Below are 11,167 nucleotides of genomic sequence, written 5' to 3' on the forward strand. Positions count from 1 at the left end.
ATTATTGGTCAATCCCCAAATAAAGTGCGGCCTGAACCGGGGTTCAGGCCGCATCTTGTGAGGGACATCCCCCTCTTGTCATCCCATCAGTAGCGGAACTGGGAGACCAGCTTGCGCAGTTTGTCGCCGGTGCTGGCGAGATCGCGGGTGGTGCTGTTGGACTCAACCGCCGCGTCGGTCAGCTCGCTGACGATCTGCTGAATGGCCACCAGGTTCTTGTTGATCTCCTCGGAGACCGCGTGCTGCTCCTCGGCGGCGGTGGCTATCTGGATGTTCATGTCGTTGATGGTGCTGACCGCCATCACCATGCTGTCGAGGGAGGTCGCGATATGGCTCGCCTCCTGCACCGTCTCCTGGCTGCGCTCCTCGCTCGCCTGCATCACGTCCACCGCCTGCTTTACCCCACCCTGCAGGCGCTGCAGCATCTCGTTGATCTCTTTGGTGCTCTGCTGGGTGCGACCGGCCAGCGAGCGGACTTCGTCCGCCACCACCGCAAAGCCGCGTCCCTGCTCGCCGGCCCGGGCCGCCTCGATGGCGGCGTTGAGCGCCAGCAGGTTGGTCTGCTCGGCAATGCCGCGAATGACCTCCACCACGGATCCTATCTTGGCGGTCTCCTGCGCCAGCTGCTCGATGACCCCGGAGGCGGTGTGCACCTCGCCCACCAGCCGGTTGATGCTGTTGATGGCGGTGCCCACCACGCCGCGAGCCGCATCGGATTCGCGCGCCGCGTCGCTGGTGGCGGTGGCCGCGTTGGAGGCACTGGCCGCCACTTCCTGGGCGGTGGAGCTCATCTCGGTCACCGCGGTGACCACCTGATCGGTCTCCCGGCTGTGGCCGTGCATCTGATGGTCATAGTGCTCGCTCAGGTGGTGCAGCTTCTCCACCGCGCTGAACAGGTGATTGCTGGTCTCCCCCACCTGGCTCACCACCGACTGGATCCTCGTCACGAAGCGGTTGAAGGCGGTGGCCAGCTGACCAATCTCGTCATGGCTCTGCACCTTGAGGCGCTGGGTCAGATCCCCCTCCCCGTCGGCAATGTCGTTGAGGGCCGAGACCGCATCCGCCAGCGGCCGGGTGACCCGGTTGCCGATCACCACGGTGGCGGCCAGGGTCACCCCCAGGATCACCAGGATCAGCAGCACGCTGCTCTGCAGCGAATCGCGCATGTTGCTCTCGCGCTCGGTGCGCAGCACCGCCAGCTCGTTGTCGATGTCGTCGATGTAAAAGCCGGTGCCGATGACCCACTGATATTTGTCGAGCACCAGGTTGAAGGAGAGCTTGGGCGCATCCCGGCCGATGGAGGGCTTGGCGGTCCAGTATTCGGAGAAGCCGTCCCCCTGGCGCGCCGCCTTGACGATCTCCTGGATCAGCAGCTTGCCCTTGGCATCCTTGTCCTGCCAGCGGTTCTTGCCTTCCATCTCGGGGCGGGTGGGCAGCAGTATGGTGTTGCCCTGGAAGTCGTAGACGAAGAAGTAGCCGTCACTGCTGTAGCGCAGCGGCCGCAGCAGCTCGGTCACCTGCTTGCGCACCGCCGGGCTGTCCGGCTGGTTGTAGACGGCATCGATGGCGGTCTTGGCCAGCATCAGGTAGCTGCTGAGCAACGCCTTGCGCTCCTTGATGGCATTTTCTCGCGCCACCACCAGATCGGCTTCCAGGTCACTCTTTGAAATCATGTAGTTGCTGAGATTGACCACCAGGGCCATCAGGAGCACGGGGACGGCTCCCAACAACAGAATTTTCTGCTTTAGCGTCATCTTTCACATCCTTGCAGCTATTTTTATGGGCGTTCCGTTCCTACCAGACCAGTATAGGATGCTGGTCGACGGGGACCCGCTTTCGCTACAATCCCCGCCCTCTATATCTATCGACTCTGATGGCCAGACACATGAACAAATGTCCTTGCGGTTCAACTCTTTCTCTCGAATTGTGCTGTGGATCACTGCATAGGGGAGCCGCCGCCCAGACCCCGGAGCAGCTGATGCGCTCACGCTACAGCGCCTTCGTGCTGGGATTGGGGGAGTACCTGGTGCACAGCTGGCACCCTGACTATCTAGGGGATCTGACTGCGGAGCAGCTCTCCCAGACCGACACCCAATGGGACGGGCTCGAGATCATCGCCAGCCAGGGCGGCCCCGATGACACCCTCGGCATGGTGGAGTTCAAGGCCTGGTTCATGGAAGGTGAAGCGCGCCACTGCCTGCATGAGCGCTCCCGCTTCGTGCGCCATCAGGGGCGCTGGGTCTACACCGACGGCGAGCAGGATCCGGCGCCGCTGCGGGTGGGGCGCAATGACCCCTGCCCCTGCGGCAGCGGCAAGAAGTTCAAGAAGTGCTGCGGCTGAGCGCCGTGACTCGTGTCGACAGAGGGGGCCCAGCGGCCCCCTCTGCTGTTGCTGGAGTGTGACAACAATCACGATTTGCTCATTAACACCCCTTAACTTGAGCGTTTGCGAACATTAACTTGGCCCATATCAAACATTTTCACCCAGAGACAGGCCACACTGGCACCATCTGGAAGAGATGAGACGGGCAAGAATGAAAAGAATAACCACACAAGTCGTCATCATAGGGGGTGGCGCCACCGGAGCCGGCATCATGCGCGATTGCGCACTGCGCGGCATCGACTGTATCCTGCTTGAGCGGGACGACATCGCCGCCGGCACCACGGGCCGCAACCACGGCCTGCTCCACTCCGGCGCCCGCTACGCGGTGACGGATCAGGAGTCCGCCCGCGAGTGTATTCAGGAGAACCGCATCCTCAAGCGGATCGCCAGCCACTGTGTCGAGGACACCGGCGGCCTCTTCATCACCCTGCCGGAAGATGACATCAATTTTCAAAATACCTTCATGGACGCCTGCGCCCTGGCGGGCATCGACGCCCGCCAGCTGGATCCCGCCGATGCGCTGCGCCTCGAACCCAACGTCAACCCCGCGCTGATCGGCGCCATTCAGGTGCCGGACGGCACGGTCGATCCGTTCCGCCTGGCCGCCGCCAACGTGCTGGACGCGAAAGAACACGGCGCCCGCATCTTCACCCACAGCAAGGTGCTCGGGCTTTTGCGCACTCAGGATCGGGTGCACGGGGTCAAGGCGATCAACACCCGCACCGGCGAAGCGTTTGAGGTGGAGTGTCAGGAGGTGATCAACGCCGCCGGCATCTGGGGCCAGCAGATCTGCGAGTACGCCGATCTCGGCATCCGCATGTTCCCGGCCAAGGGCTCCCTGCTCATCATGGATTACCGCATCAACCAGCTGGTGCTCAACCGCGCCCGCAAACCGGCGGACGCGGACATCCTGGTGCCGGGCGATACCATCTCCCTCATCGGCACCACGTCAAGCCGCATCGATTACCACAAGATTGACCAGCTCACCGTCGAGCCTGAAGAGGTGGAGGTGCTGCTGCGCGAGGGGATCAAGCTCGCCCCCATCATGGCCCGCACCCGTCTGCTGCGCGCCTACGCCGGCGTGCGCCCGTTGGTGGCGGTGGATGGCGACGAGTCCGGCCGCAACATCAGCCGCGGCATAGTCCTGCTCGATCACAGCGAGCGTGACGGCCTGCAGGGGTTCAACACCATCACCGGCGGCAAGCTGATGACCTACCGGCTGATGGCTGAATGGGCCACCGATCTGCTGGCCAAGAAGCTTGGCAACAGCAAGCCCTGCCGCACCGCCGAACTAAGCCTGCCCGGCTCGCGGGATCCGGAGAAGGTCTCCGCCCCCGGCCTCTCGGTGCCTGCCGAAGGCTCGGCCCAGTACCGCCACGGCGAGCGGGTCATCGCCTTCTTCCGCGACAACCCCAAGGCCAACGCCCTCATCTGCGAGTGCGAGATGGTCACTGCGGGCGAGATTGAATACGCCCTACGCGAGCTGGATGTGGACAACCTGGTGGATCTGCGCCGCCGCACACGCCTGGGCATGGGCCCCTGTCAGGGGGAGCTGTGCGCCTATCGCGCCGCCGGTCTGATGCAGGAGTACGGCAAGGCCGACGGTCGTCAGGCCTGCGTCATGCTGCGCCAGTTCCTGGAGGAACGCTACAAGGGCACCCGACCGGTACTGTGGGGCGATGCTCTGCGCGAAGCCGAATTTACCTACTGGATCTACGAGGGGCTGTTCGGCCTTGGCGAGTGGACGGCCCCCCACCTGGTGGCCGAGCCGCCCTTCCCGCTCGATGCCAGCACCGCAAATCCCACCAAGGAGCGCAGCCATGAAATTTGACAGCATCGTTATCGGCGGCGGCATGGCTGGCCTCTCGGCGGCCCTGCGCCTGGCCGAGGCCGGCCAGAAGACCCTGCTGATGGCCTCCGGCCAGAGCGCCCTGCACTTCTCCTCCGGCTCGGTCGATCTGCTGGAGAGCGAGGGGGATCCCCGCGCCGCTCTGCCCGCCTTTATGGCCGCCAACCCCGAGCATCCCTACAACAAGGTGGGGCTGACCCATATCGCGGCGAGCCTCGATGATCTGCAGCGCCACTGCGCCGCGCAGGGATTGCCGCTGTTTCGCCAGGAGCGCAACCACCAGCGGCTGACCCCCATCGGCACCCTCAAAGCCACCTGGCTCTCCCCCAACACCTGCGCCTGTGTGACCGATGCGCCGGCCCCCGACGCCATCCTGCTGGCGACCCTGGAGGGATTTCGCGATTTTCACCCCGAGCTCGCGGCCGCCAACCTGGCGACCCACACGCGCTTCGCCCACTGCCGCATCCTGACCGGGGAGCTTCGCCTGCCCCAGCTGGCCGAGTTCAGCCGCAATCCCCACGAGTTTCGCTCCGCCGACATCGCCCGCCTGTTCGACAAGCAGGGCAATGGCCAGCGTGACCTGCTGACGGATCTGGCCCGCGAGATCAGCCGCCTGGTGCAAGAGAGCGGTGAGCCGCGCTGCCATCACCTGGTGCTGCCCGCCTGCCTGTCGCTGGGGCTGGTCGGCCCGCGCCTGGCGGAGCTGGAGCAGCGCACCGGCTGCATCATCAAGGAGGTGGCTACCATGCCGCCGTCACTGATCGGCATGCGGATGCAGGAGGCGCTCAAGCGCCGCTTCATGGCCCTTGGCGGCACCTTCCTCACCAGCGAGCGGGTGCTCAGAGCCCGTTACGAGGGCGATCGGGTGATCGGTGTGCACAGCCAGAATGGCGACGATCAGCTGTTCGAGGCGGACCACTTCGTGCTCGCCTCCGGCAGCTTCTTCAGCCGCGGGCTGGAGTCCCGCCTGCGCGGCATTCGCGAGCCCATCTTCAACGCCGATGTGCTGAGTCTGCCCGAGCGGGACGCCTGGGCCGGCCGTCGCCTGTTCGACCACCACCCCTTCATGGGCTTCGGGGTCAAGACCGACGACAAGCTCAGAGTGCTGCGTGGCGGCAAGCCGCTCACCAACCTCTACGGCGCGGGCAGCGTGCTGGCTCACTATGACCCCATTAAAGAAGGTTCCGGCTCAGGCGTGGCCGTTGCCACCGGCTGGCAGGCTGCCGGTCATATTTTGAGTTCAGCCCAATGATGATTTTGTCCCATATCCCGTGCCTTCACACCCAACGGGAGGAGAACTGACATGCTACTGGATCATGCCAACCAAACCTTCGATCAGTGCATCAAATGCACCGTCTGTACCGCCTACTGCCCGGTGGCCAAGGCCAACCCGGCCTACCCCGGCCCCAAGCAGGCGGGCCCGGATGGGGAGCGGCTGCGCATCAAGAGCCCCGAGCTCTTTGACAGCGCCCTCAAGTACTGCACCAACTGCAAGCGCTGTGAAGTGGCCTGCCCGAGCGGGGTGCGCATCGGCGATATCATCGCCAAGGCCAAGCACCAGTACAGCGGTTTCAAGCCGGGGATCCGCGAGTTCGTGCTCTCCCACACCGATCTGATGGGCAGCATGTCCACCCTGATGGCCCCGGTGGTCAACTTCACCACCGGCCTCAAGCCGATGAAGCTGGTGCTGGACAAGGCGCTGGGGGTCTCCTCCCACCGCGACCTGCCCAAGTACTCCCAGGGCACCTTCCGCCGCTGGTACAAGAAGCAGAAAGCGAGTCAGGCCCGCTTCGAGCGCCAGATCGCCTACTTCCACGGCTGCTACGTCAACTACAACCACCCGCAGCTCGGCAAGGAGCTGGTGCAGGTGCTCAACGCCATGAACATCGGCGTCCAGCTGCTGGAACGGGAGAAGTGCTGCGGCGTGCCGCTGATTGCCAACGGCTTCATGGACAAGGCCAAGCAGCAGGCGGCCTTCAACATCAAACAGCTGGAGAACACCCTGCTCGGCAACGAGATGCCGCTGCTGGCCACCTCCTCCACCTGCGGCTTCACCCTGCGCGACGAATATCCCCACCTGCTGGAGCAGGACAACCACAAGGTGCGCGATCGCATCTCGCTGGTGACCCGCTTCCTGTGGAACGAGTTCTACAAGGGCAACAAGCCGGCGATGAAGCCGCTCAATCTGCACATCGCCTACCACACCCCCTGCCACATGGAGAAGATGGGCGGCGTCATCTATACCCTCGAGCTGCTGCGCGCCATCCCCGGTGTCAAGGTGACCGTGCTGGACTCTCAGTGCTGCGGCATCGCCGGCACCTACGGCTTCAAGTCGGAGAACTACCAGACCAGTCAGGCCATCGGTGAAGGGCTGTTTGATCAGATAAACCGGCTCAAGCCCGATCTGGTCATCACCGACTGCGAAACCTGCAAATGGCAGATCGAGATGAGCACGCCGTTCCCTTGTGAACACCCCATCCACCTGCTGGCCCGGGCCCTGGCGTGATCCCCTTGCAATATCGGGCCAGATCGCCCTGGCAAAGGGGCCGATAAGCAAACTCTAGGTAGAAAAAGAGCCGGCAAATGCCGGCTCTTATTACTGGATCATCGTTCGAATAGACCATGGTATCCATGGACAGTCCTCTGATTGAATCCGGCAACCAGGGGATCATCATGGCTCCCTTCCCTTAATTTAATAATGCATATCTATTCACAGAAAATTTTCTATCCCTAAATGAATACAGCTCGCGCCATTTGACGCACATTCCCTTGCGGGACGCGGGCTGGCGGGCCATGGCCGCCACGGTGCGTGGTGCACAGCATTAACAATGATGCAATAAGTTGAGTTTCCTCATAATTTAACCGGGATCTCATTTCCGCTCGTTGCCTGCTCCGACAATTGATCTAGCGCAATCCCGCTCCCGATAAATCATCATTCGTTTTACCCATTTGGTAATATCCAGCTCGAGCAATCGCATAAATACATGGGTTTTATTCACTAATAACAATTAATCGGCCTGCCTGCTCCTGCCTAGTGCGGGGGCTGATGCCCACATCCAGGATGGAACGGTCAGGCTTGGCAATGAGATCGATTTGGGAGTGATGATCGTGAGTTCACACAACAGACAGACCAGGCTGGGCCTCGCCGCCCTGCTGCTTACCACCTGCCTTGGCACCAGCGGCTGGGCACAGGCGGCCGACGAGGCACAACCCAAGGGCAAGATCGAGGCGCGCAGCGAGCTGTTCGCCAAGGATCACGCCGATCAGTTCACCAGCTGGAAAGGCACCAGCGAGAGCAAGGAGCGCACCGATGCCCTGGCGGAAGATCCACAGATGGTGGTGCTCTGGGCCGGCTACCCCTTCTCCAAGGATTACAACAAACCGCGCGGCCACTTCTATGCCCTGACCGACGTGCGGGAAACCCTGCGTACCGGCGCCCCCAAGACCGCCGAAGACGGTCCGCTGCCCATGGCCTGCTGGAGCTGCAAAGGCCCGGACGTAGCCCGCGTCATCGACGAGAAGGGTGAGGATGGCTACTTCAAGGGGATGTGGGCAAAAGGCGGCCCCGAGATAGTCAACACCATCGGCTGCGCCGACTGCCACGACACCGCCTCGAAAGAGTTCAAGGAGGGGAAACCCGCCCTGCACCTCTCCCGTCCCTATGCCGACCGGGCCATGACCGCCATCGGCAAGCCGTTCAAGGAGCAGGGGCGCTTCGATCAGCAGTCCCAGGTGTGCGGCCAGTGCCACGTGGAGTACTACTTCAGCGGCCCCACCAAGGCGGTGAAATTCCCATGGGACAAGGGCACCACAGTGGAGCAGATGGAGCAGTATTACGATGAAATAGGCTTTGCCGACTGGACCCATGCCCTCTCCAAGACCCCCATGCTCAAAGCCCAGCACCCCGAGTACGAGACCTGGCGCGCCGGCATTCACGGCCAGAACAACGTCGCCTGCGTCGACTGCCACATGCCCAAGGTGCAGAACGAACAGGGCAAGGTCTACACCGATCACAAGGTAGGCAACCCCTTCGATCGCTTCGACCAGACCTGCCGCAACTGCCACACCCAGAGCAAGGAGATGCTGCAAGGGGTGGTCAAGCAGCGCAAGGATGCCGTCACCGAGATCAAGCTCAAAGTCGAGAAGCAGCTGGTGCACGCCCACTTTGAAGCCAAGGCCGCCTGGGATGCCGGCGCCACCGAGGCCGAGATGAAGGACATTCTGCAGGACATCCGTCACGCCCAATGGCGCTGGGACTTCTCCATCGCCTCCCACGGGGTGCAGATGCACGCCCCGGAAGTGGCGCTGCGCATGCTGGGAACCGCCCTGGACAAGGCCGCCGATGCCCGCACCAAGCTGGCACGCCTGCTGGCCGCCAAGGGGATCAGCCACGAGATCGCCATTCCTGACATCTCCAGCAAGGAGAAGGCCCAAGCCGCTCTTGGCATGGACATGAAGCAGATGAACAGCGACAAGGCCCAGTTCCTCAAGACCACAGTCCCCGCCTGGGATGCCGAGGCCAAAGCGGCCGGACGGCTCGCACAATGACGAGGCATGCGGGCCCGCAGTGTCGGGCCCGCAGCTGGATGGAGGCTTCCTATGGGTGATTTAACAATGGATTTCTTACGACTGATGCTGATGGCAGCCATGCTGCTGACCAGCCTGCAGGGCCAGGCCGCCGATGCGGCCGGCGCGCCTGCGGCCCTCTCTGCCACACCTGTCTCTGCCACACATGAGGTGGAGTTTTTGCGCAATCCCGATGCCGCCTGTACCGACTGCCACAAGGAGCAGACATACGGCATGCACGGCAAGCACGGTCACGCAACCAACCCCAACAACCTGGCGCCGGTCACCTGCACCAACTGCCATGGTCAGCCCTCCCCCAAACACCGGGAAGGGGTCAAGGATGTGATGCGCTTTAGCGACAGCTTCAAGGACAAACAGAGTACCGAGAGCTACCCCATCGCCGAGCAGAACGGGGTCTGCATGAGCTGTCACGAACCCAAGCCGCTGCGCGAGGCGCTCTGGGCCCACGACGTGCACGCCACCAAGCTCACCTGCACCAGCTGCCACCAGCTGCACCCGGCCAAGGAGCCCATGGTGGCGATTCCGGAGAAGTCCCGCATCAAGCTCTGCGTCGACTGCCACAGCAAGCAGCATGAGGCCGTCAAGGCGGCCAAGGCGAACACCACCTCGGGCAAGGAGGCACAATGAGCTGCTCTCGCCGTCACTTCATGGCGGGGATGAGCGCGGGGGCCCTCATCATGATGACGGGGGCTGCTCGTGCCAACACCCGCTCCCTTGCCGCCACCCTCGCCCACAGCCAGACCATCGACGGGATCCGCTACGGCATGATCCACGACGAGACGGCCTGCATCGGCTGTACCGCCTGCATGGATGCCTGCCGGGAGGTGAATCAGGTGCCAGAGAGGGTCTCGCGCCTCGAGATCATCCGCTCCGGCCCCATCGGCACCTTCCCCGATGCCGAGTACCACTTCTTTCGCAAGTCCTGCCAGCACTGCGACAACGCTCCCTGCGTACACGTCTGCCCGACCGGTGCCTCCCATATCCGCAAGGAGGATGGCATCGTCGACGTCAACCCGGATCTCTGCGTTGGCTGCATGTACTGTCTGGCCGCCTGCCCCTATCAGGTGCGCTTTATCAACCCTGTGACCAAGGTGGCGGACAAGTGCGACTTTTGCCGCAAGACCAACCTGGCGGCGGGTAAGGAGCCGGCCTGCGTGGAGTCCTGCCCCACCAAGGCGCTGGTGTTCGGCAATCTGGATGACCCGGACAGCCCTATCGCCAAACGGCTGGTGAAGGAGACCACCTATCGCTACAAGCAGGCACTCGGCACCTCGCCCAAGATGTACCGCGTGCCCAAAGGGGAGATAAAGTCATGACGATGCAAGAGGCGTTTCACTTTCCTTCACTTGTCTGGGACTGGCCCATCGCCATCTATCTCTTTCTGCTCGGCATCTCCGCCGGGGCCACCACCCTCTCGGTGCTGCTGCGCCGCAAGGGGGCCGGCAGCGAGAGCGGCATCATCAAGGCGACCGCCATTCTGGCGCCGGTGAGCGTGGTGCTGGGGTTACTGATCCTTATCTTCCACCTGGCCCGCCCCTGGACCTTCTGGAAGCTGATGTTCCACTACCAGTTCGACTCCGTGATGTCGATGGGGGTCATGCTGTTCCAGGTCTACATGGCGGTGCTGTTCGCCTGGCTGGCGGTGGTGTTTCGCTCCGAGATCGAGACCTTGCGCAGTCACCTGCTGCAAGAGAAATTCGCCTTTGTGGATGGGCTGATCGCCCTGTTGGCACGCTTTGAGCGGCTGCTGGCGCCGCTCTTGCTGCTGCTTGCCGTGCTGTTGGGGGCCTACACCGGCTTTCTGCTGTCGGCGCTCAAGACCTATCCGCTGTTGAACAACCCGGTGCTGCCGGTGCTGTTCCTCATCTCCGGCGTCAGCTCCGGCATCGCCTCCACCATCTTGCTGGCGGTCACCCTGTTCAAGGAGAACCATCACAGCCAGGGGGTGAGCTTTGTCCACCGCTTTGAGCGGCCGGTGCTGGCGGTGGAGGTGTTGCTGCTGGTCTGCTTCTTTACCGGCCTCTACTTCGGTGGCGGCCAGAAGGAGGCAGCCATGTGGGCCGCCATCGGCAGCGGCTTCTGGGCTCAGGTGTTCTGGCTCGGGGTGGTGGGCATCGGCATGCTGCTGCCCCAGTTGCTGGCCCTGCTGGCCCCCGCACCGCTGCGGGCCAAAAACAGCTATCTGGTGCTGGTCTGCAGCCTGACCCTGGTGGGGATCCTGCTGCTGCGCTACTTCGTGCTTTATGCCGGTCAAATGACAGTCGTATAACGGTATGATCACCAGCGCCAGCCACCCTCGGGTGACTGGCGCTTGTTTGTTGCGATGAGTTGTTGCGATTGATTGTTGC

Annotated in this window: 9 protein-coding genes; 8 read left to right on the forward strand and 1 reads right to left on the reverse strand. The window is 62.9% G+C overall.

Annotation, left to right across the window (positions count from 1 at the left end):
* Positions 1-86: 86 nt before the first annotated feature.
* Positions 87-1,754, reverse strand: a complete 1,668-nt coding sequence (locus C2U40_RS11150; RefSeq protein ID WP_045525109.1) for a methyl-accepting chemotaxis protein — start codon at positions 1,752-1,754, stop codon at positions 87-89.
* Positions 1,755-1,885: 131 nt separating this feature from the next.
* Here C2U40_RS11150 and C2U40_RS11155 point away from each other — a divergent pair, with 131 nt between their 5' ends.
* From C2U40_RS11155 to nrfD, 8 genes are all read left to right on the forward strand, one after another.
* Positions 1,886-2,341: a YchJ family protein gene (locus C2U40_RS11155; RefSeq protein WP_080708446.1), complete on the forward strand. Its 456-nt coding sequence runs from the start codon at positions 1,886-1,888 to the stop codon at positions 2,339-2,341.
* A 193-nt stretch (positions 2,342-2,534) separates the two neighbouring features.
* The gene (glpA, locus tag C2U40_RS11160) at positions 2,535-4,214 is read left to right on the forward strand and encodes an anaerobic glycerol-3-phosphate dehydrogenase subunit A (protein WP_103826797.1); all 1,680 of its coding nucleotides are present in this window, start codon (positions 2,535-2,537) and stop codon (positions 4,212-4,214) included.
* Entirely contained in the window at positions 4,204-5,484 is a 1,281-nt protein-coding gene (gene glpB / locus C2U40_RS11165; protein ID WP_103826796.1) for a glycerol-3-phosphate dehydrogenase subunit GlpB, read from the forward strand. Before glpA ends, glpB begins: the two co-directional genes overlap by 11 nt.
* A 51-nt stretch (positions 5,485-5,535) precedes the next feature.
* Positions 5,536-6,738, forward strand: a complete 1,203-nt coding sequence (gene glpC, locus C2U40_RS11170) for an anaerobic glycerol-3-phosphate dehydrogenase subunit GlpC (RefSeq protein ID WP_103826795.1) — start codon at positions 5,536-5,538, stop codon at positions 6,736-6,738.
* 596 nt (positions 6,739-7,334) lie between these two features.
* On the forward strand, positions 7,335-8,780 hold the full coding sequence (gene nrfA / locus C2U40_RS11175) for an ammonia-forming nitrite reductase cytochrome c552 subunit (protein ID WP_049048700.1): 1,446 nt from the start codon (positions 7,335-7,337) through the stop codon (positions 8,778-8,780).
* Between the two features lie 51 nt (positions 8,781-8,831).
* Positions 8,832-9,446 (forward strand): cytochrome c nitrite reductase pentaheme subunit, encoded by a 615-nt coding sequence (gene nrfB, locus C2U40_RS11180; protein WP_103826794.1) that lies wholly within the window; start codon positions 8,832-8,834, stop codon positions 9,444-9,446.
* Positions 9,443-10,135 carry a 4Fe-4S dicluster domain-containing protein gene (locus C2U40_RS11185; protein WP_103826793.1) on the forward strand — a complete coding sequence of 231 codons (693 nt, stop codon included), beginning with the start codon at positions 9,443-9,445 and terminating at the stop codon, positions 10,133-10,135. The genes nrfB and C2U40_RS11185 overlap by 4 nt, the downstream gene beginning before the upstream one ends.
* Positions 10,132-11,088: a cytochrome c nitrite reductase subunit NrfD gene (gene nrfD / locus C2U40_RS11190; RefSeq protein ID WP_103826792.1), complete on the forward strand. Its 957-nt coding sequence runs from the start codon at positions 10,132-10,134 to the stop codon at positions 11,086-11,088. Before C2U40_RS11185 ends, nrfD begins: the two co-directional genes overlap by 4 nt.
* Positions 11,089-11,167: the final 79 nt, after the last annotated feature.

Origin of the sequence: Aeromonas sp. ASNIH4 (assembly GCF_002934425.1) — a bacterium.
In the GTDB taxonomy this organism is placed as follows: Bacteria; Pseudomonadota; Gammaproteobacteria; order Enterobacterales; family Aeromonadaceae; genus Aeromonas; species Aeromonas hydrophila.

What these genes read in the sequence shown, in the direction of transcription:
- C2U40_RS11150 (WP_045525109.1), bottom strand. Translation starts at nt 1,754, where the DNA reads ATGACGCTAAAGCAGAAAATTCTGTTGTTGGGAGCCGTCCCCGTGCTC.
- C2U40_RS11155 (WP_080708446.1), top strand. Translation starts at nt 1,886, where the DNA reads ATGAACAAATGTCCTTGCGGTTCAACTCTTTCTCTCGAATTGTGCTGT.
- glpA (WP_103826797.1), top strand. Translation starts at nt 2,535, where the DNA reads ATGAAAAGAATAACCACACAAGTCGTCATCATAGGGGGTGGCGCCACC.
- glpB (WP_103826796.1), top strand. Translation starts at nt 4,204, where the DNA reads ATGAAATTTGACAGCATCGTTATCGGCGGCGGCATGGCTGGCCTCTCG.
- glpC (WP_103826795.1), top strand. Translation starts at nt 5,536, where the DNA reads ATGCTACTGGATCATGCCAACCAAACCTTCGATCAGTGCATCAAATGC.
- nrfA (WP_049048700.1), top strand. Translation starts at nt 7,335, where the DNA reads ATGATCGTGAGTTCACACAACAGACAGACCAGGCTGGGCCTCGCCGCC.
- nrfB (WP_103826794.1), top strand. Translation starts at nt 8,832, where the DNA reads ATGGGTGATTTAACAATGGATTTCTTACGACTGATGCTGATGGCAGCC.
- C2U40_RS11185 (WP_103826793.1), top strand. Translation starts at nt 9,443, where the DNA reads ATGAGCTGCTCTCGCCGTCACTTCATGGCGGGGATGAGCGCGGGGGCC.
- nrfD (WP_103826792.1), top strand. Translation starts at nt 10,132, where the DNA reads ATGACGATGCAAGAGGCGTTTCACTTTCCTTCACTTGTCTGGGACTGG.